The sequence below is a fragment of the Streptomyces sp. NPDC002057 genome (assembly GCF_040296665.1).
Lineage (GTDB): Bacteria > Actinomycetota > Actinomycetes > Streptomycetales > Streptomycetaceae > Streptomyces.
The window spans coordinates 87985-108267 of record NZ_JBEOXR010000001.1 but is presented as its reverse complement, the minus strand read 5'-3'; the positions used below and the strand labels follow the sequence as shown (position 1 = coordinate 108267).

The following is a 20283-nucleotide window of genomic DNA, read 5'->3' as shown; positions in this document are numbered from 1 at the left end:
CACCCAACGGATCCTAAGGGGCGTACATTCCCGAAACCGCCGCGCGGCGCCGTGACCGGACGGGGAGAGGGGTCAGGAGCGTGGGTAGGTCTCACTGAACAGGAGAGTGGCGGCCGGGCTTCCGCTGCCCGTGCCCTTGTCCGCGCAGGAGGCGTCGAGCACATAGGCCTGGACCCGGGTGGCGTCCGCCGGATCGGTCAGGACGAGCAGAAAGGCGGGCGTTCCCCGGTACTCGCCGCGCTCGTGAGCGAGCACCGCGTCGGTGCGGCCCGTACCGGCGAGGACACAGCTGGGGACGGCGGCAGCGTCTCTGTTCCGCTGGGTGGGCGTGCTCGCCTCGGCGGACATCGACTCCGGTCCGATTCCCTGGGGCGTTCTGGCGGTGCCTCCCTCGGTGAGGAGGGCCTGGACCCGGTCCTCGACCGGTGCACCGGAGAAGGGGCTGAGGGCCGCCCCGGCGGCGGTGTCGGCCTTCTGGACATCGGCAGTGCCACCGTCTGTGGTCAGGATCCCCGCCTGGCTCAGGTAGAGGCTCGTTCCGAGCACCACCGCGCCGAAGGCGGCACCGAGAGTGGAGAGCAGAGCGATCCTGCGGCGGCGAGGCCTCCGGGCCCGACCGGGGCCCGAAGCGGCGCTGGACCGACCGGCAGGGCGATCCGCGACCGGCTTGGGAGGGGTGCTGAGAGTCTTTTCGGACGGGGTGCGCGATGTTTCACGTGAAACAGGGGTGTCGCTCTCCGGCGTGGTGGCGGCGAGGAGGGCTTCGGCGGCGAGAGCGGCGTCGATCCGGCCGGCGATCTCCGTGGGCATGCGGGGCGGCCCGGGGAGGGTGCCGAGGAGGCCACGGATCTCCTCCAGCGAGGACCGGACGTCCGCGCAGAGGGAACAGCCGTCCACGTGCCGACGGACGTCGGCGGAGCGGGTCGGCGAGAGGAGCCCCTCGGTCAGATCGGAGATTTCCGAGACGTCCGGGTGCTGTGTGGTGTTGGCCTTGCCGGCCGTGGAAGTCACGTGCGCCCACCTCCGCCCTTCACAGCAGCTGGATCAGTCGGTCCGGTATCCGTCGGTCCCGGCACCGGTGGGACGGATGCCCCCGGCGTCCGGTTCCTTCCCCCATCGGAGCCCTCGTTACCCACGGTGTCGGCGCGCAGATGAGTGACCATCGGAAGCAGTCGCGCCCGCCCGCGCGCGCAGCGGCTCTTCACGGTGCCGGTGGGAACGCCGAGGATACGGGCCGCCTCCGCGACCCGGTATCCCTGCATGTCCACCAGGACGAGGGCGGCGCGCTGATCGGCGGGGATCTCGGCGAGGGCGGCGAGGACCTCGCGGTGGAGGTCCTGGCGCTCCACGGGTGCTTCGGCCGACTCGTGGGGATCGAGGAGCTGCTCGAAGCGGTCGTTGTCATCGACGGGCGAGGTCCTGCGGGAGGCCGTCTTGCGCGCACGGTCGAGGCAGGCGTTCACCGTGATGCGGTGGAGCCAGGTTGTGACGGCCGACTGGCCGCGGAAGGTGTGGGCAGCCCGGAAGGCCGAGATGAGGGCGTCCTGGACGGCGTCAGCGGCTTCCTCGCGGTCCCCCAGCGTTCGCAGGGCGACGGCCCAGAGCCGGTCGCGGTGTCGCCGCACGAGCTCACCGAAGGCGTCCGGGTCCCCGGCGACATGACGGGCCAGAAGGTCGTCGTCCGTCGCGGTCCGGGGATCGTCAGCCGCTGGTGCCACGGTTCCCCTCCTCGCTAGGCAGCCGTGCAGGCATTCAATCCGGTCCGTGCCCGGAAGTAAATGAGCGCCGAGCTGGGCTCGGCGCTCATCAAGGGGGTGTGCGCAGGCGCTAGGGGGTGGTCCCCTGGAACGACAGGTTCGTGATCGCCTGCTTGAAGCCGGCCCCGAAGTACTGGTCACCGTTGGAGTACGGCACCGAGGTCATCCAGAGGAGCACGTAGCGGGTCTTGACCGGTGTCGTGGTCTCCGGCTTCGCCGTGGAGCCCGAGGTCTCGACCGTGGCGATCTTCTTCATGGAGTCCAGGCCACCGGAGGGCGACAACGAGTCCGCCGCGTACAGGGTGATCGCGGTGTTCGGCCCGCTGTAGCGGAGCCCTATGGAGGCGGACGAGACGTTCTGCTCGCTCCCGAGGTCGTAGACGATCCCGACACCCTGCTTGTACGGCGCCAGGACGGGGCCGCCGACGAAGGTCTTGGTGCGCCAGTACGAGGCGCTGTCGCTGTCGTAGGTGTTGCCGACACCGTCGGGGTTCTGCGGCAGACCGTCGGGGGCGTACTCCTCGGCGGACCGGATCGTGAGCGGCTTGGGCGGCTCGGGCTTCTCGTCGTCGACCGTCGGCGCGATGTCGGTCGGCTTGGTCGTGTTGTCCTTGCCGAGAAGACGGTCCGCGATCTGCCAGCTGCCGAGGCCGAGGGCGGCGATGAGCAGGGCCGAGACGGTCCACTTCAGCACCTTGCCGGTGCGGCTCTGCAGCGGAGGCGGCGGGACGACCACCGGCTGGGTGACCGCCGGGCGCGGCTGGGGACGCCCGTACGTGCCCTGCTGGTAGGTCGTGCGCTGGTACTCGGGCGGCGCGGCGAACTCCGGCTCGGGCGGCTTCACCCGGGGCATCGCGGCCACGGCCTTGGCCAGCTCGTCGGGAGTGGTGCAGGGCGGCTCCTGGCGCGAGGCGGTGGCCCCGTCGTTCGCCAGGGCGCGCATGGCGATCTCCGAGAGGCCCCGGTGGACGCCGGCTCGTACCTGGTCGGGCGGGAGCAGCCCGACTCCCTTGGGGAGCCCGGAGAGGCCGTAGGCGTCGCTGTCGTACGGCCAGCGCTGGGTGAGCGAGGCGTACAGGAGTGCGCCGATGGCCTCGGTGTCGCTGCGCTGCGGACGTTCGGCGGTGATGCCGCGCAGGGCGGCGTTCACGGCCAGGCCGCGGATCCGGTACTGGCCGGTGGAGCTGCGCAGGACGGCGCTCGGCGTGAGCCGGAGGTGGGCGAGGCCTTCGCGGTGCGCGGCGGCCATGGCCTGGGAGACCTGGCTGACGAGCTGATAGGCGTCGTGGGGCTCCAGCGGACCGGCCGCGAGCAGCGTGGTCAGTTCGGTGGAGTCGGGCAGCCACTCGTGCACGACGTACACGAGGTCGTTCTCCTCGACGGCATCGAGGACCTGCACGAAGCGCGGGTCACCGAGGAGTGCCGAGGAGCGCGCCGCGGCCAGGACCGAACGGGCCCTGGGATGGTCGGCGGGCAGCAGGTGGACCCCGACGGCACGCCGAAGTTTCTCGTCGACGGCCCGCCAGCTGCTGAAGCCGTCCAGACGGGTGACGCACTCCTCCAGCCGGTACCGCCTGGCCAGCTTGTGACCGCTGTGCAGCTCCGGAGCCGTGATGGAGGGCTGTTCGCCGCTCTGTCGTTCGACCGCCTTCTTCTCCGTGGCCTCGGCGGACGTGTCCGCCGCCTTCTGCTTGTCCGCCACCCCGTCGGTCGCGGCCGTGTCCGCCTTGGCGGTCAGCGGGTCGTCACCGCTGTTGTCGGCCACGTCGACGGCAGCCGTGCTACGTTCCGCCACCGTCGTTCCTGCCTCCCCATCCGTTGCGCCACATCCAACAGCCAAGCCAATTGTGCCCACAGTCGGACGCTATGCACGACACGCGGTTCCCCCCGATGGTTGTGCGGGGTCCGTCGGTTCAGCGTCCCAGACGTCCGCGCACCATGCCGACCAGGGTGTTCAGCTCCGTGATCCGCATGCGCTTGGCCGCGACGAAGAAGACACCGAGGAGGACCGCTCCGCCGACGAGCAGGGCGACGAGCGAGCCCAACGCCCCCTCGCCGAGGAGCTTCAGCAGGCCGAAGCCGACCGCGCCGGAGACGATCGCTGCGGGCACGGAGGCCATGCAGAGGCGCGCGTAGGTCCGCAGGACGTGGGTGCCGTCCAGGTCGCCGCCCAGCACCTTGCGGAGGCGGCGCCACGCGATGCCGACCCCGACGGCGTAGGCGAGCCCGTACGAGGCGGCCATGCCGACGACGGCCCACTGGGCGGGCAGGACGACGTAACAGATCGTCGAGGCGGCCGCGTTGACGGCGGCGACGATGACGGTGTTGTAGAAGGGCGTCCGGGTGTCCTCGTAGGCGTAGAAGCCGCGGAGGACGACGTACTGGACGGAGTAGGGGATCAGTCCGAGGCCGAAGGCCATCAGGATGAAGCCCATGCCCTGGGCTGCTTCGATGCCGCTGGAGGCGTAGAGCAGGGTGCACATCGGGACGCCGAGCGCCAGGAAGGCGAAGGAGACCGGGACGATCGCGACCGCCGAGTTGCGCAGCCCCTGCGAGATGTCGTCCCGGACGGCGCCCGGGTCGTTGTCGTGGGCGGCGCGGGAGATCCGCGGCAGCAGCGCGGCCATGACGGAGACCGTGATGATGGCCTGCGGCATGCCCCAGATCAGCTGGGCGTTCGAGTAGGCGAGGAAGCCGGCACCGTTCTTCCCGGACTCCTCACCGGCGGCCGTGGCGAGCTGGGTGACGACCAGGACGCCCGCCTGGTTGGCGAGGACGAAGAGCACGGTCCACTTGGCGAGCTTGACCGTCTTGCCGAGCCCGTGGCCCTTCCAGTCGAAGCGGGGGCGGAAGCGGAAGCCGGTCTCACGCAGGTACGGGATCATCGCCAGGGCCTGGACGACGAGTCCGAGCAGGGTGCCGATGCCGAGCAGGCGGATGCCGTCCTCCGGGATGGTCTGCACACCCATCTGGGACTCGGCGGAGGTGCCGTAGACCCAGATGAACAGGCCGAAGGTGACGATCATGACGATGTTGTTGAGGACCGGGGTCCACATCATCGCGCCGAACTTGCCGCGGGCGTTGAGGATCTGACCCATCACCACGTGCACACCCATGAAGAAGATCGTGGGCAGGCAGTAGCGGGCGAAGGTGACGGCCACGCTGTTGGCCGCGGCGTCGTCGGCGATGGTGTTCGACATCAGCCGGATCAGCACGGGCGCCGCGAAGACGGCGAGGACCACGATCGCGCCGAGCGCCACCATGACCAGGGTGAGCAGACGGTTGGCGTAGGCCTCGCCGCCGTCCTCGTCGTTCTTCATCGAGCGGACGAGCTGCGGCACGAAGACCGAGTTGAGACCGCCGCCGACGGTGAGGATGTAGATCATCGTCGGCAGGGTGTAGGCGATGGTGAAGGTGTCACCGAGCAGCGCCGCGCCGAGGGCGCCGGTGATCACCAGGCTGCGGACGAAGCCGGTGAGCCGGGAGACCAGGGTGCCGGCCGCCATCACCGCGCTCGACTTCAGCAGCCCGGAGGCGCGGCCGGACTTCTTCGGGGCGGGGGCGGGCATCGGGTCCGGCTCCGGGGCGGGCGGGGGTACCTGGCCGGGCGTCTGCTGGTCCCGGTACAGGTGGGCGAAGGCGTCCGTCTCGGGCTGCTCCTCGCCGGCGCGGGTGACGAGGTCGTCGACGCCGGTGAACTGGACCGTGCGCGCGTCGTCGCCGTACGGCAGGTGGCGCGAGGGGCCGTCGGGCTCCGGCGCCGGGGTCTGGGCCCACACCCGCGGGTCGGGAGCGTGCTGGGGCGTCGCGGGCTGCTGGTAGAGCGGCTGCGGGTCCGGGTAGGTGCCGGGCGGGGGCGGCGGGTGCGCGGCGCGGTCGTAGAGCGCCTCGGTCACCGGGTCCTGCGCGGAGAGGTCCTGGGCCCGGTACGGGTCATGGGTGTAGGCGTCCTGGACGTAGGGGTCCTGGGCGTACGGGTTCTGCGTGTAGGGGTCCTGGGCGTAGGGGGCCTGCCCGTGCGGACCTGGGGCGCCCTGCTGCGGGGGCGGCACCGGCGGGTAGCCGGAGCCGGAGGGTGCCGCGGGCGTCCCACCGGGCGGGGCGGTGCCGCCCGCGCCCTGGCCGCGGTCACCGTCGTACGGCGCGTTCATGGTTACCCCACCTCATCGTCCCCGGCCGACCGGCCACGACATCGCTCAACGGTCCACTTTCTCACCCGCGCCCGACGGGTCGCCGCTTTCGGGCCCGGTGTCCGGTGTCGGGTCACTCGGCTGCTCGGGTTCGCCGCCGTCGGGCTCCTCCGTGGGCACCCCGGCCTCCGTCCCCGGCTCCGCGTCCGTCTCCGTCTCGTCCGCCTCGGTCTCCGCCTCCGCCGCCTCGGCCTCGGCGTTCCGGGCGGCCACCCGCTTGCGAGCGCTGTACATCCGCACACCGGCCAGGACGAGGAGGAGGACTCCGCCCGCGATCACGAGCATCACCGTGGCGGTGATCTCGGAGACCTTCACGGTGAAGGTCATCGGCTGACCGTACGGGGTGCCGTCCTCGGTGTAGAGCTGGGCCGTCATCGGCACCTGGCCGTTGACGGTGGCGGAGGCGTTGAACTTCACCGACTGGCTGTGGCCGCCGCTGATCTTCACGGGCAGCTCGGCGCTCGCCTCGTCGTTCAGGTTCAGCCGGCTCTTGTTGCTGGAGGTGAGCCGCAGCACGAGGTGCACGTCCTGCAGCAGCTTGTTCTGGACGGTCACGGGGATCGTCGCGCTGCGGCCGGAGAGCGTGAGGTCGGACTTGTCGACCAGCTGGACGCCCTCGGTGAGGGTCTGCAGGTACTCCAGGACGTTGATCCGGTAGAGCGCGGCGGCTCTGGCCTGCCCCCGCCACGAGGTCGACATCTCGCGGTTGATCGCGTTGCCGAACGGGGTGACGACCCGGTCCTCGGAGGAGAGGATGACCTTGAAGTCGTCCAGCTCGTCCCGGGTGGTCTTCATGTCACGGAAGGCCTGGACCGGAAGCTCCCGGTCGCGCAGCTTCTTCGGGTAGCGCGAGCTGCTGGGCACCGCGGTGGAGGCGTCCGGGTCCGGCTTGGCCTTGGCGGCCGCCAGGAGGTCGATCGGCTGGCTCCAGCGGCGTCCGGAGAGGCCGTGCAGGGCGGCCGCCATGGTCTGCGCCTGGGCGACCGTGGGCACCCGCTGGGGAGCCACCACGATGCTGCGCTGGTCCTCGGGCTGCTCCAGGGTGACCGCGAGGGACTGCGAGAGGAACTCCTGGACCGCGAGCGTCGAGTTCTCCGCACGGACCATGTCGCCCTCGAAGGCGGTGGACAGGAGCGCGTCGCTCACCACGGCCGTGGTGTTGCCGTTCCCCAGCGGACGTGCCGCCGTGGGCGTGTAGGCGAGGTCGTCGCGGACGCTGTCGCTGCGGGCGATCACCTTGTCGGCGCCGGCCGAGGTCGCCACCGCCACGATGGAGGGGTCGACGGCCCCGTCGGCGGGCCAGGCGAAGTCGGTGGCGGGCTGGACGTGCAGGACGGTCTCGACCGTCATCGCGGCGAGGGCGGTCGCCGACTGGAGGTGTCCGAGCGAGCCGGGCACGTCCTTGCCGCGGTGGGCCAGGGAGGCGACGTCGGGGTCCGCGAAGGGCAGGGCCACGATCTTGCGGCCCTCGATCGCCTTCATCAGCGAGTTCAGCCAGTTCTCGGCGACGACCTGGTTCGGTCCGGGGACGTGCAGGGTGCCGTCCTTGACGCGGTAGCCGTTCGCCATGGCGTCGACGGAGGCGAGCAGATCCGGGTCGACCACCCAGGTCACCGGAAGGTCCTTGCCCAGCGAGACCATCTGGTCGAGCCGTCCGCCCGGCTTCAGCTCGGCCGCCAGGGCGTCGTCCTCGAAGACCGGGGTCTGCTGGTCGTCGGTCGCCGTCTCCGCCGAGATGTGCGACGAGGAGATCAGCGGCCAGAGGTAGGTGAGCTGGGTCTTCTTCTCGGTGGCCTCGGGCTGGTACGGCACGAAGGTGCGCTCGATGCCGAGCACCCGGTCGTAGCGCCGGTCCGAGGTCTGCCCGGTCAGGGAGACGCCCAGCTGGTAGACGCCCGCCTCGTCGAGTCCGAGTTCGGAGACCGGTACGGAGAGGGAGAAGTCGGCACTGAGGCCGGCGCCGAGCCGGGGGATCTCGACGGCCGGCGCCTCGTCGAGGGGCGCCGGGTCGCTGTCGCTCCGGTAGCCGGAGCGGCCCGTCACCTGCTCGATCTCGCTGCGGCTCGTCATCCGCGGCCCGACGCGCAGATCCACGGTCGCGTCGGTGATGGTCTTCTTGCCGCGGTTGGTCACCGTCCCGGTGACGGTGACGGTGTCCCCCTCGACCGGTGCGCTCGGAGCCAGCGTGTCGAGAGACACATCGACGGTCTTCGATCCGGTGGCGTCCTCGGCGGCCGACGCCGGGGACGTGGCCGGGGCCTGGAGCAGCCCGGCGAGGAGCGGCGCGCCGACGGCGATGGTGATCGTGCGCCGCAGCCATCGGCGGGCAGGTGAGGGACCGGTTCCCTGGATGTCTGCCGCCTCGGCCACGCGTTCGCCCGTCCTCGTCGTTGTCGGTGATACCAGCGGGGTGGGTGCTTCCCGGTTGCTGTGTCCAGGCATGGTAACGAGGCACGCTGGGAGCAAGTGCCGGGGACTGCTCCAGGCGATCTTCGACCGGTGGTCGTATGGCGGCTCCCGACGCCCGGCCCACGGGAAAAACGGGGACGTCGCCGCGAGCCGGGGCACGTACCCTTTTCTGTTGTGCCGAACGCCAACGAAGACACCCCGACTGCACTGAGCCAGGTGCAACGCCGCGCGGTCAGTGAACTGCTGCGCGTGTCCCCTGTCGCCGACGACCTCGCCCGCCGTTTCCAGGAGGCCGGGTTCAGCCTTGCGCTGGTCGGTGGCTCGGTGCGGGACGCCTTGCTCGGCCGGCTCGGCAACGACCTGGACTTCACCACCGACGCCCGCCCCGAGGACGTTCTGAAGATCGTCCGTCCGTGGGCCGACGCCGTGTGGGAGGTCGGCATCGCCTTCGGAACGGTCGGCTGCCAGAAGGACGCCCGCGTCGGAGACGTCGATCAGCGCTTCCAGGTCGAGGTCACCACGTACCGCTCGGAGGCGTACGACCGGACCTCTCGCAAGCCCGAGGTCTCCTACGGCGACTCCATCGACCAGGACCTCGTCCGGCGCGACTTCACCGTCAACGCCATGGCCGTGGCGCTCCCCGAGAAGGAGTTCATCGACCCGTACGGCGGTCTTGAAGACCTCGCCGCCCGGGTGCTGCGCACGCCGGGTACGCCGGAGGAGTCCTTCTCGGACGACCCGCTGCGCATGATGCGCGCCGCGCGTTTCGCCGCTCAGCTGGACTTCGAGGTCGCCCCCGAGGTCGTCACGGCGATGAAGGAGATGTCCGGGCGGATCGAGATCGTCTCCGCGGAGCGGGTCCGTGACGAGCTCAACAAGCTGCTGCTCTCGGCCCACCCGCGGAAGGGCCTCGGGCTCCTCGTGGACACCGGTCTCGCCGATCACGTGCTCCCCGAGCTGCCCGCGCTGCGCCTGGAGAGTGACGAGCACCACCGCCACAAGGACGTCTACGAGCACTCGCTGACCGTGCTCGACCAGGCGATCGACCTGGAGGAGGACGGCCCGGACCTGGTTCTGCGCATCGCCGCCCTGCTCCATGACATCGGCAAGCCGCGGACCCGCCGCTTCGAGAAGGACGGCCGGGTCTCCTTCCACCATCACGAGGTGGTGGGCGCGAAGATGACCAAGAAGCGCATGACCGCGCTCAAGTACTCCAACGAGATGATCAAGGACGTCTCGCAGCTCGTGGAACTGCACCTCCGCTTCCACGGCTACGGGACCGGGGAGTGGACCGATTCGGCCGTGCGCCGCTACGTCCGCGACGCCGGGCCGATGCTCTCGCGTCTGCACAAGCTGACCCGCTCCGACTGCACCACGCGCAACAAGCGCAAGGCGAGCGCGCTCTCCCGTGCCTACGACGGGCTGGAGGACCGCATCGCCCAGCTCCAGGAGCAGGAGGAGCTGGACTCGATCCGTCCCGACCTCGACGGCAACCAGATCCAGGAGATCCTGGGCATCGGTCCCGGCCCTGCTATCGGACAGGCGTACAAGTTCCTGCTGGAGCTCCGGCTGGAGAACGGGCCGATGGAGCACGACCAGGCCGTGGGCGCGCTCAAGGAGTGGTGGGACGCGCAGAGCTGAGCCGGTTCCGGGCGCGGCGGTGTTTCACGTGAAACACCGGTGCCCGCGACAGCGACGAGGGGTGGTGTTTCACGTGAAACATCACCCCTCGGTGCGTTCGCCTCGCAGTGCCAGCGCGATCCCCGCGTAGATCACGGCGACCAGCACGATCAGCAGGGCGGAGCGACCGTCGGGCGGCAGCATCAGCGCCGCGACCCCCGCCGCGGCCACGAAGGCGACGTTGAACAGCACGTCGTAGAGCGCGAAGACCCGGCCTCGGTAGGCATCGTCCACGGACGTCTGCACCACGGTGTCGGTCGCGATCTTGGCCCCCTGGGTGGTGAGGCCGAGGACGAAGGCGGCGACGAGGAAGGGCGTGGGGGCGAAGGTCAGCCCGAGTGTCGGTTCGAGCACGGCCGCGGTGGCCGCGCACACCGTCATCCAGCCGAAGGGGCCGAACCGCGCCACCGCCCAGGGGGAGAGCAGGGCCGCGGCGAAGAAGCCCGCGCCCGAGGCGGCGACGGCGAGCCCGAGGAGCCCGAGGCCTTCGGACTCCGTGGAGCTCCAGGCGTAGCGGCAGAGCATGAGCACGGTGACGAGCAGAGCGCCGTAACAGAAGCGCATGAGGCCCACGACGGCGAGAGCGCGGGCTGCGGGCCGTCGCTCGGCGAGGTGGCGCACTCCTGAGGCCAGGCCCCGAGCCGTGGAGGCCAGGGCTGAGCGGAGGCGCTGCGGCACGAGTTCCGGGTCGGGCCCGAGGAGCTCTCGGGACATCCGCAGCGAGGCGAGGGCGGCGCAGAGGTAGAGCACGGCACCGAAGGCCACCACGGCCGCGTCGGACGAGCCGACGATCAGCTGGATGCCGAACGCGAGGCCCCCGCCCAGGGTCGCGGCGAGGGTGCCTGCGGTGGGGGAGAGCGAGTTCGCCACGACGAGCCGCTCGGCGTCGACGACCCGTGGGAGCGAGGCGGAGAGCCCCGCGAGGACGAAGCGGTTGACGGCGGTGACGGAGAGCGCGGAGGCGTAGAAGAGCCACTCGGGGACGGAGGCGAGGACGAGCAGGGCGGTCCCGCCGGCGAGCAGGGCGCGCAGGAGGTTGCCGTACAGGAAGACCTGGCGTCGCTGCCATCGGTCCAGCAGCACGCCGGCGAACGGCCCGACGAGCGAGTACGGGAGCAGGAGGACCGCCATGGCGGAGGCGATGGCGGTGGGCGAGGTCTGTTTCTCGGGGGAGAAGACGACGTACGTGGCGAGGGCCACCTGGTAGACGCCGTCGGCGCACTGCGACAGCAGCCGCACGGCGAGCAGGCGGCGGAAGTTCGTCAGGCGCAGGAGTACGCGCAGATCACGTACGACGGACATGCCCGCAAGACTCACATACGAAGAGGGCCCCCGGGCAGCGGCTCGGGGACCCTCGATCGACAAGCGTGGTGAGCTTTAGCGCTCGACCTCACCCTTGATGAACTTCTCGACGTTGGCCAGGGCCTCGTCGTCGAAGTACTGCACCGGCGGGGACTTCATGAAGTACGAGGACGCGGAGAGGATCGGGCCGCCGATGCCGCGGTCCTTGGCGATCTTCGCGGCGCGCAGGGCGTCGATGATGACACCCGCCGAGTTCGGGGAGTCCCACACCTCGAGCTTGTACTCCAGGTTCAGCGGAACGTCGCCGAAGGCGCGGCCCTCGAGGCGCACGTACGCCCACTTGCGGTCGTCCAGCCAGGCCACGTAGTCCGACGGACCGATGTGGACGTTCTTCTCGCCCAGCTCGCGGTCGGGGATCTGCGAGGTGACGGCCTGGGTCTTGGAGATCTTCTTGGACTCCAGGCGGTCGCGCTCCAGCATGTTCTTGAAGTCCATGTTGCCGCCGACGTTGAGCTGCATCGTGCGCTCAAGACGGACACCACGGTCCTCGAACAGCTTCGCCATCACGCGGTGCGTGATGGTCGCGCCGACCTGCGACTTGATGTCGTCGCCGACGATCGGGACGCCCGCCTCGGTGAACTTGTCCGCCCACTCCTTGGTGCCGGCGATGAAGACCGGAAGAGCGTTGACGAACGCGACCTTGGCGTCGATGGCGGCCTGCGCGTAGAACTTCGCGGCAGCCTCGGAACCCACCGGCAGGTAGCAGACGAGAACGTCGACCTGACGGTCCTTGAGGACCTGGACGACGTCGACCGGCTCCTCGGCGGACTCCTCGATGGTCTGGCGGTAGTACTTGCCGAGACCGTCGAGCGTGTGACCGCGCTGGACCGTGACGCCGCTGTTCGGGACGTCGCAGATCTTGATGGTGTTGTTCTCGCTGGCGCCGATGGCGTCCGAGAGGTCGAGGCCGACCTTCTTCGCGTCGACGTCGAAGGCGGCGACGAACTCGACGTCACCGACGTGGTACTCGCCGAACTGGACGTGCATGAGGCCGGGCACCTTGGCCGCCGGGTCGGCGTCCTTGTAGTACTCGACGCCCTGAACCAGCGAGGCGGCGCAGTTGCCCACGCCGACGATGGCTACGCGAACCGAACCCATTCCGGTTGCTCCCTGTGTAATCGTGGAAGCCCTGCTGTGTGCAGGGTTTCACTTGGCGGTGTCGTCGGACGGATCCGGCCGGGTACTGCCCCCGTGCCGGGGCAGGCCGCCCGTCTCTCCAGAATCGTTGTCGTGCAGAGCGGGGGCATCGGGGCCGGATCGCTGATCCCGCCCCGCCCGCTCGCTCTCGATGAGCTCGTTCAGCCAGCGCACTTCGCGCTCCACGGACTCCATTCCGTGGCGCTGCAGCTCAAGTGTGTAGTCGTCGAGGCGCTCGCGGGTCCGTGCCAGGGAGGCGCGCATCTTCTCCAGACGCTCCTCCAGCCGGCTGCGGCGCCCTTCGAGGACGCGCATCCGCACCTCGCGCTCGGTCTGACCGAAGAAGGCGAAGCGTGCTGCGAAGTGCTCGTCCTCCCAGGCGTCCGGGCCGGTGTGGGAGAGGAGCTCCTCGAAGTGCTCCTTCCCCGCGGGTGTCAACCGGTAGACGATCTTGGCTCGGCGTCCTGCGAGTGAAGCGGCGAGGGCCTCCTCGGGTGCGCTGCCCGGTTCCTCGATCAACCAGCCGTTGGCGACCAGCGTCTTGAGGCAGGGGTACAGCGTTCCGTAGCTGAAGGCCCGGAAGACGCCCAGCGAGGTGTTGAGCCGTTTCCGCAGCTCGTACCCGTGCATCGGAGCCTCGCGCAGCAGGCCGAGAACGGCGAACTCGAGGATGCCGGAGCGTCTGCTCATTCGTCGCCTCCTCCTCCGCCTTCGGGGCCCTTATGCCGTGCTGATGTATCGACTCGATACATCAGCACGATAGAACGGCCCGAGTGTCTCGACAAGTGGGACCGCCGTGACCGGCGTCACATCGTCAATTCACAGTGATCGAGTTGCCTGATTTGGGGTGAAGTCCGGCCGTAGGTGGGTTTTGGCCGTGCGTAGGCTGTGCGGCATGCAGAAGACCGGGAACCGAGCGATGCCGTGGGGCGTCAGTGCTCCGGGTGACCGGCTGCGATACGGAGGGGCCTCCGATGGGGTTCCGGCCGTGCGCATTTCGGGGGGACCGGAACTCAACTGCCGCTTCCAGGCGTATGTGCCTGCCCGAGGAGTAGTCGTTCGATGAGCGAGCATCGTCGCAAAATGCCGCCGCAGCAGCCGCCGACGGGCGGTCGCGCGGCGGCACGGCGCGCTGCCCAACAGCCGGTGGGCCGCAGGTCGGCCCCGGCCCAGGACGTCGGTACGGGGGCCCCTTCGGCCTCGTACGGGCCCACTTCCTCCCATGGGGAGGAGCCGCGCCCCTACGGGGGTCGTGCGGAGGCGCGGAGGGCCGCCCAGCGCGGCAGCCGCCGGAAGGGGGCCGAGAACGGCCCCGGGGGCCCCGGTGGCCCCGGTGGCGGACGCCGTGGAGGTGGCGGCGGAGGCCGTGGCGGCGGTGCGGGGCGCGGCCCCGGCCCCGGAGGCCGCCCGCCCGGCAAGAAGCGGATGATCGACTACCCGCGCTACGGCAAGTACGGCTGGCGCCGCTGGATGCCGTCGTGGCGGCTCGTGACGGGCACGTTCCTGTTCTTCGCCGCCAGCCTGATGGGCGCGGCCGCGATCGCGTACTCGCAGGTCGAGATCCCCAACGAGGCTCTGACCGCGAAGTCGCAGAACAACATCTACTACTGGGCCGACGGCTCCCGCATGGTCGCGACGGGCAGCGGTACGAACCGCCAGATCGTCCCGTTCGCGAAGATCCCGAAGTCCATGCAGAACGCGGTGATCTCGGCGGAGAACAAGACCTTCTGGGACGACTCCGGAATCGACCCCATGGGCATCGGCCGCGCCGTGTGGAACATGGCGAAGGGCGGCGAGACCCAGGGCGGTTCGACGATCACCCAGCAGTACGTCAAGAACAACCGTCTTGACGACCAGTCGCAGACCGTCAGCCGGAAGGTGAAGGAACTCTTCATCTCCATGAAGGTCGGCAGCGAGGTCGACAAAGACGTGATCATGGCGGGCTACCTGAACACCTCGTACTACGGCCGCGGCGCGTACGGGATCCAGGCGGCGGCCCGCGCCTACTTCAACAAGGACGCGGAGGAGCTCGACCCCAGCCAGTCGGCGCTGCTCGCCGCGGTGCTGAAGGGCGCGACCTACTACGACCCCGCCGGCTACCCCGAGATCGACTCCGCCGCCACACGGGAGAAGAACACGGAGCGGGCCACCAAGCGGTGGAAGTGGATCCTCGACGAGATGCAGAACGACGGGCATCTCCCGGCCGCCGAGCGCGCGAAGTACCAGACCTTCCCCAAGGTCGAGAAGCAGAAGAAGAGCGCCAACCTGGGCGGTCAGATCGGCTACCTGGTCAGCACCGCCAAGGCCAACATCAACGCGCAGTTCGGCATCACCGAGCAGGACCTGGAGCGCGGCGGCTACGAGATCCACACCACCTTCGACAAGAACAAGGTGGTCACGCTCGAGAAGTCGGTCAACAAGATCCTGGACGAGTACATCGATCCGAAGAAGCGTCCGGAGACGGACAAGCACGTCCAGTTCGGCGGCGCCTCCGTCGACACGGAGACCGGGAAGATCGTCGCCATCTACGGCGGCGTCGACGCGACCAAGCACTTCCAGAGCAACGCCGACAACACCGGCGCCCAGGTCGGATCGACGTTCAAGCCCTTCGTGCTCGCCGCCGCGATGAAGGACGGGGTCCGCGACCCCGAGCTGGGGGCCACCCAGGACTCGACCACGCGCAAGCTCGTCGACCCGGACAAGAGCCGCTACTCCGGCAAGAACAAGCTGGCGGTCCGGAAGTACAACGGCGAGATCTGGCACAACGAGAAGGGCGAGGAGTGGCGCCAGGCCAATGACGACAACGCGAGCTACGGGGACATCACCCTGCGCCGCGCCATGGTCCGGTCCGCCAACTCGCCGTTCGTGCAGCTCGGCATGGACGTCGGCATCGACAAGGTCCGCGAGGCCGCGGTCGCCGCGGGTCTGCGTCCCGACTCCCTCGTGCAGGGAGAGGTGCCGTCGTTCTCGCTCGGTGTCTCCAGCCCGAGCGCCATCCGCATGGCCGGTGCCTACGCGACCTTCGCCAACGAGGGGAAGCAGAACGACCCCTACTCGGTGGAGTCCGTCAAGAAGGACGGCGTCGTCATCAAGGAGCACGAGTCGAAGGAGAAGGCCCCCTTCTCTCCCGCCATCGCCAACAACGTCACCGACGTCCTCCGGTCCGTCGTGGAGGACGACGAGGGCACCGGCAAGAAGGCGCGGATCCCGGGTCGGGCCGTGGCCGGCAAGACCGGTACGACCGACGACAACAAGTCGGCCTGGTTCGTCGGCTACACCCCGCAGCTGGCGACCGCGATCGACATGTACCGCTTCGACGACGACGAGTCGAAGAAGGGCCGCGAGTTCCTGAAGATGTACGGCACGGGTGACCAGCCGAAGATCCACGGCTCGTCGTTCCCGTCCCGTATCTGGCACGACTACATGACCCAGGCCGTGGCGGAGTACCCGAAGAAGGACTTCCCGAAGCCGGACAAGCTGGAGGGCGCCGTGCCCGTCTTCGGCGGTGGGGCCACCAGCCCGACGCCGAGCCCGACGGCCACTCCCACGCCCACCGAGACCACGATGCCCCCGACGACTCCCCCGGCCACGACGACGGCGCCGCCGACGACGACTCCCCCGCCGACCAGGACGACGAAGCCGGGCAAGCCGACGTGTGACGTCTGGGACTGGGACTGCAACAACACCGGGGAACCGGGCGACCCCGGAGGCAACACGGGGCAGCCCACCACCACGCCGCCCACCATGCCCACCTCGCCGACCGGCACACCGACGGACGACGAGAACGGAAACGGCAACAGACCCGGTGGCGGGGCCTGGAACCCCTGATCCTCCGCCGGGGCACTTTTCGAGGGCCGCCGCGTCCGCCCGTACCTTCCGTACGGGCCGGCCGCGGCGGCCCTCGCCGTTTTCCCGGAGACGTACGGCAGGATGTCCCCCATGCCGAGCCTCCAGAAGACGAGCGCGCCGCAGGACCGGCCGCAGGGCCGCTCGCAGACGGTCATCCCCACCCACCGGGACAAGGTGGCCGCAGCGGGCAGCGAACTGATCGGCGGCCCCTACGGGCGCCGGGCGCTCACCGGCACCGGGCAGCTGACGCCGGTGCGGGTGATCGCCCTCGTGGCCATCGGCATGTTCGCGCTCGGCATGGTGCAGAAGCTGCCCTGCTACAACTGGGCCTGGTTCCGGGGCACGACCTCCCAGTACACCCACGCCTGTTACTCGGACATCCCGCACCTCTTCTCCGGGCGGGGCTTCGCGGACGGCCTGGTGCCCTACTTCGACCGGCTGGGCGGCGACATACCGTTCCTGGAGTACCCCGTTCTGACGGGTCTGTTCATGGAGGTCGCGGCCTGGCTGACGCCGGGCGGCGGCGACACGATGCAGCGCGAGCAGTCGTACTGGCTGGCCAACGCGGGTCTGCTGATGGTCTGCGCGGCCGTTCTCGCGGTCTGTGTGAGCCGCACGCACCGCCTCCGTCCCTGGGACGGGCTGCTCGTCGCCCTGGCGCCGTCGGTCGCGCTCACCGCCACGATCAACTGGGACATACTGGCCGTCGCGCTGACCGGCGCCGCGGTTCTGATGTGGTCGCGCGGCCGTCCGCTGGCCTTCGGCATCCTGCTCGGCCTCGCCACCGCCGCCAAGTTCTACCCGATACTGCTCCTCTGCCCGCTCCTGCTGCTCTGCTGGCGGGCCGGGAAGTGGCGGCAGTACGGGGCCGCGGTGCTCGGCGCGGGCGGCGCGTGGCTGGTGGTGAACCTGCCCGTGATGGTGCTGGCACCCGAGGGGTGGAAGCAGTTCTACCTCTTCAGCCGCCACCGCAACGTCGACTTCGGCTCGGTCTGGCTGCTGGTCAGCCAGCGCACGGGCGCCACGATCACGCCGGACCGGGCCAACCTGTACGCGCTGCTCCTGATGCTGGCGGCGGTCGCGGGTCTCGCCTACCTGGCGTTCACGGCGCCCCGCAGGCCCCGCTTCGCCCAGCTGGCCTTCCTGATCGTCGCCGCGTTCGTCCTGACCAACAAGGTCTACTCACCGCAGTACGTCCTGTGGCTGGTCCCGCTGGCGGCGCTCGCCCGGCCGCGCTGGCGCGACTTCCTGATCTGGCAGGCGTGCGAGGTCATGTACTTCGCGGGCGTCTGGATGTACCTGGCGTTCACCGCCAGCGGCAACAAGCAGGGACTGCCGGTCGACGGCTACCAGTTCGCGATCGTCCTGCACCTGGCCGGCACCCTGTACCTGTGCGTGGTGGTCGTACGCGACATCCTGAGGCCCGAGAAGGACCCGGTCCGGCAGGACGGCTCGGACGACCCCTCCGGAGGCGTCCTGGACGGCGCGGAGGACGTCTTCGTCGCGGGCAGGGCCGCCCACCCGGCCCGCCACGCGGCACCGGCCGCGGACGACGGGCAGCGGGTGGAATGGGGCACCCCCGGAGAGCGGGGCTTCCGGGGGTGAGGCGGGTCCGGCCGGCTCAGCGCTCGACGAGCCGGTCGAACTGCGTCGTGGTGTGGCGCAGATGCGCCACGAGCTCGTCGCCGACCCGGGGCTCCTGGGCGTCGGCCGGCACGAACAGGATCGACACCTGCATGTGCGGCGGCTCGGCGAACCAGCGCTGCTTCCCGGCCCAGACGAACGGCGACAGGTTCCGGTTGACGGTGGCGAGACCGGCCCGCGCGACGCCCTTGGCACGGGGCATGACGCCGTGCATCGCCTTGGGGGCCTCCAGGCCCACGCCGTGCGAGGTGCCGCCGGCGACGACGACCAGCCAGCCGTCCGACGCGGCCTTCTGCTGGCGGTAGCCGAACCGGTCGCCCTTGGCGACGCGGGTCACGTCGAGGACCGCGCCCCGGTACTCCGTGGCGTCGTGGTCGCCCAGCCACAGCCGGGTGCCGATCCGGGCCCGGAAGCGGGTCTGGGGGAACTGCTGCTGCAGCCGCGCCTGCTCCTCGGCCCGCAGGTGGCTGACGAACATGGTGTGCAGCGGCAGCCGGGCGGCCCGCAGCCGGTCCATCCAGCCGATGACCTCCTCGACGGCGTCGGTGCCGTCGGGGCGGTCCAGGGGCAGGTGGAGCGCGAAGCCCTCGAGCCGTACGTCCTCGATGGCGGAGTGGAGCTGCGGGAGCTCCTCCTCGCGGACGCCGTGGCGCTTCATCGAACTCATGCACTCGATGACCACGCGGGCGCCCACGAGGGCGTGGACGCCGTCCACGGACGACACGGAGCGGATGACCCGGTCGGGCAGCGGAACCGGTTCCTCACCCCGGCGGAACGGGGTGAGGACCAACAGGTCGCCGCTGAACCAGTCCTTGATCTTCGCGGCCTCGTACGTGGTGCCCACGGCGAGCATGTCGGCGCCGAACCGGGCCGCCTCGTCCGCGAGGCGCTCGTGGCCGAAGCCGTACCCGTTGCCCTTGCAGACCGGGATCACACCGGGGAACTGATCGATGACGGTCTTCTGGTGCGCGCGCCAGCGAGCGGTGTCGACGTAGAGGGAGAGCGCCATGGCCGGCCCGGAACCTTTCTGGTGGCAGCGGTGTATCAAAGATATGTACGAGATTACGGAAACGTCAGCGACACGGCACGGCTCAGCGGCGGGACATGTAGATGTCGAGCGCCTTGTGCAGCAGCTTGTTGAGCGGGAAGTCCCACTCGCCGACGTACTCGACGGCCTCGCCGCCGGTGCCCACCTTGAACTGGATGAGCCCGAAGAGGTGGTCGGTCTCGTCGAGCGAGTCCGAGATGCCGCGCAGGTCGTAGACGGTCGCGCCCATCGCGTAGGCGTCGCGCAGCATCCGCCACTGCATCGCGTTCGAGGGCCGGACCTCACGGCCGATGTTGTCGGAGGCGCCGTAGGAGTACCAGACGTGCCCACCGACGACGAGCATCGTCGCCGCGGAGAGGTTCACCCCGTTGTGGCGGGCGAAGTAGAGCCGCATGCGGTTGGGGTCCTCGCTGTTGAGGACGGTCCACATGCGCTGGAAGTACGAGAGCGGGCGCGGCCGGAAGTGGTCACGGACGGCCGTGATCTCGTACAGCCGCTGCCACTCGGCCAGGTCCTCGTAGCCGCCCTGGACGACCTCGACGCCGGCCTTCTCGGCCTTCTTGATGTTGCGGCGCCACAGCTGGTTGAAGCCCTTGAGGACGTCGTCGAGCGAGCGGTTCGCGAGCGGGACCTGGAAGACGTAGCGGGGCTGCACGTCGCCGAAGCCGGCGCCGCCGTCCTCGGCCTGCTGCCAGCCCATCTTCCGCAGCCGGTCCGCGACTTCGAAGGCGCGCGGCTCGATGTGGGTGGCCTCGACGTCCTTGAGGCGCTTGACGTCGGGGTCCTGGATGCCGGCCTTGATGGCGGCCGAGTCCCAGCGCCGGATGACGACCGGGGGACCCATCTTCACCGAGAAGGCGCCCTGCTGCTTGAGGTGCGCCAGCATCGGCTGCAGCCAGTCGTCGAGGTTGGGCGCGTGCCAGTTGATGACCGGGCCCTCGGGGAGGTAGGCCAGGTAGCGCTTGATCTTCGGCAGCTGGCGGTAGAGCACCAGACCGGCACCGACGAGCTCGCCGTTCCTGTCGAACCAGCCGAGGTTCTCCGAGCGCCACTCGGTCTTCACATCAGCCCATGCCGGGACCTGGCAGTGGCTCGCCGAGGGCTGGCTCTGGATGAAACCCAGATGCTGCTCACGGCTGATGGTCCTCAGGGTCAGGCTCATGCGGGGCGCTCCTCGGCAGGTGTGTCCCCATCGGTCAGGGGCTCC

General features: G+C 70.0%; 13 protein-coding genes. 3 read left to right on the top strand and 10 right to left on the bottom strand.

Features of this window, described 5'->3' with window-relative positions; translation table 11 throughout:
• Positions 1 to 72: 72 nt before the first annotated feature.
• The 5 genes from ABT129_RS00480 to ABT129_RS00460 all read right to left on the bottom strand — a co-directional run bounded on the left by ABT129_RS00480 (position 73) and on the right by ABT129_RS00460 (position 8317).
• Positions 73 to 1011: an RsmA family anti-sigma factor gene (locus ABT129_RS00480; RefSeq protein ID WP_351894732.1), complete on the bottom strand. Its 939-nt coding sequence runs from the start codon at positions 1009 to 1011 to the stop codon at positions 73 to 75.
• Positions 1008 to 1718, bottom strand: coding sequence for an RNA polymerase sigma factor SigM (sigM, locus tag ABT129_RS00475; protein ID WP_351894730.1), 711 nt, complete (start codon positions 1716 to 1718; stop codon positions 1008 to 1010). Before sigM ends, ABT129_RS00480 begins: the two co-directional genes overlap by 4 nt.
• Before the next feature lie 109 nt (positions 1719 to 1827).
• The gene (locus ABT129_RS00470) at positions 1828 to 3552 is read right to left on the bottom strand and encodes a protein kinase family protein (RefSeq protein WP_351894728.1); all 1725 of its coding nucleotides are present in this window, start codon (positions 3550 to 3552) and stop codon (positions 1828 to 1830) included.
• Positions 3553 to 3670: 118 nt separating this feature from the next.
• Entirely contained in the window at positions 3671 to 5908 is a 2238-nt protein-coding gene (gene murJ, locus ABT129_RS00465) for a murein biosynthesis integral membrane protein MurJ (RefSeq protein ID WP_351894725.1), read from the bottom strand.
• A gap of 45 nt (positions 5909 to 5953) precedes the next feature.
• The gene (locus tag ABT129_RS00460) at positions 5954 to 8317 is read right to left on the bottom strand and encodes a DUF6049 family protein (RefSeq protein ID WP_351894723.1); all 2364 of its coding nucleotides are present in this window, start codon (positions 8315 to 8317) and stop codon (positions 5954 to 5956) included.
• 213 nt (positions 8318 to 8530) lie between these two features.
• On the opposite strand from ABT129_RS00460, the gene ABT129_RS00455 reads away from it, so the two are divergent.
• Positions 8531 to 9997 carry a CCA tRNA nucleotidyltransferase gene (locus tag ABT129_RS00455; RefSeq protein WP_351894721.1) on the top strand — a complete coding sequence of 489 codons (1467 nt, stop codon included), beginning with the start codon at positions 8531 to 8533 and terminating at the stop codon, positions 9995 to 9997.
• Between the two features lie 81 nt (positions 9998 to 10078).
• Here the strand turns inward: ABT129_RS00455 and ABT129_RS00450 are convergent, their stop codons facing one another.
• From ABT129_RS00450 to ABT129_RS00440, 3 genes are all read right to left on the bottom strand, one after another.
• The gene (locus ABT129_RS00450; protein WP_351894719.1) at positions 10079 to 11338 is read right to left on the bottom strand and encodes an MFS transporter; all 1260 of its coding nucleotides are present in this window, start codon (positions 11336 to 11338) and stop codon (positions 10079 to 10081) included.
• A 75-nt stretch (positions 11339 to 11413) separates the two neighbouring features.
• A complete protein-coding gene (locus tag ABT129_RS00445; RefSeq protein ID WP_351894717.1) occupies positions 11414 to 12496 on the bottom strand; it encodes an inositol-3-phosphate synthase in 1083 nt (360 codons plus the stop codon).
• A gap of 48 nt (positions 12497 to 12544) precedes the next feature.
• Complete coding sequence (locus ABT129_RS00440; RefSeq protein ID WP_189804943.1) at positions 12545 to 13225, bottom strand: PadR family transcriptional regulator; 681 nt, start codon at positions 13223 to 13225, stop codon at positions 12545 to 12547.
• Positions 13226 to 13597: 372 nt separating this feature from the next.
• On the opposite strand from ABT129_RS00440, the gene ABT129_RS00435 reads away from it, so the two are divergent.
• Positions 13598 to 16363, top strand: coding sequence for a transglycosylase domain-containing protein (locus ABT129_RS00435; RefSeq protein ID WP_351894714.1), 2766 nt, complete (start codon positions 13598 to 13600; stop codon positions 16361 to 16363).
• Between the two features lie 111 nt (positions 16364 to 16474).
• Complete coding sequence (locus ABT129_RS00430; RefSeq protein WP_351894712.1) at positions 16475 to 17989, top strand: glycosyltransferase family 87 protein; 1515 nt, start codon at positions 16475 to 16477, stop codon at positions 17987 to 17989.
• A 16-nt stretch (positions 17990 to 18005) separates the two neighbouring features.
• On the opposite strand, the gene ABT129_RS00425 is transcribed toward ABT129_RS00430, so the two are convergent.
• A complete protein-coding gene (locus ABT129_RS00425) occupies positions 18006 to 19037 on the bottom strand; it encodes an alanine racemase (RefSeq protein ID WP_351894710.1) in 1032 nt (343 codons plus the stop codon).
• An 82-nt stretch (positions 19038 to 19119) separates the two neighbouring features.
• Positions 19120 to 20238: a lipid II:glycine glycyltransferase FemX gene (locus ABT129_RS00420; RefSeq protein WP_351894708.1), complete on the bottom strand. Its 1119-nt coding sequence runs from the start codon at positions 20236 to 20238 to the stop codon at positions 19120 to 19122.
• Positions 20239 to 20283 lie beyond the last annotated feature (45 nt).

What these genes read in the sequence shown, in the direction of transcription:
- ABT129_RS00440 (WP_189804943.1), bottom strand. Translation starts at nt 13,225, where the DNA reads ATGAGCAGACGCTCCGGCATCCTCGAGTTCGCCGTTCTCGGCCTGCTG.
- ABT129_RS00450 (WP_351894719.1), bottom strand. Translation starts at nt 11,338, where the DNA reads ATGTCCGTCGTACGTGATCTGCGCGTACTCCTGCGCCTGACGAACTTC.
- ABT129_RS00425 (WP_351894710.1), bottom strand. Translation starts at nt 19,037, where the DNA reads ATGGCGCTCTCCCTCTACGTCGACACCGCTCGCTGGCGCGCGCACCAG.
- murJ (WP_351894725.1), bottom strand. Translation starts at nt 5,908, where the DNA reads ATGAACGCGCCGTACGACGGTGACCGCGGCCAGGGCGCGGGCGGCACC.
- ABT129_RS00430 (WP_351894712.1), top strand. Translation starts at nt 16,475, where the DNA reads ATGCCGAGCCTCCAGAAGACGAGCGCGCCGCAGGACCGGCCGCAGGGC.
- ABT129_RS00435 (WP_351894714.1), top strand. Translation starts at nt 13,598, where the DNA reads ATGAGCGAGCATCGTCGCAAAATGCCGCCGCAGCAGCCGCCGACGGGC.
- ABT129_RS00420 (WP_351894708.1), bottom strand. Translation starts at nt 20,238, where the DNA reads ATGAGCCTGACCCTGAGGACCATCAGCCGTGAGCAGCATCTGGGTTTC.
- ABT129_RS00445 (WP_351894717.1), bottom strand. Translation starts at nt 12,496, where the DNA reads ATGGGTTCGGTTCGCGTAGCCATCGTCGGCGTGGGCAACTGCGCCGCC.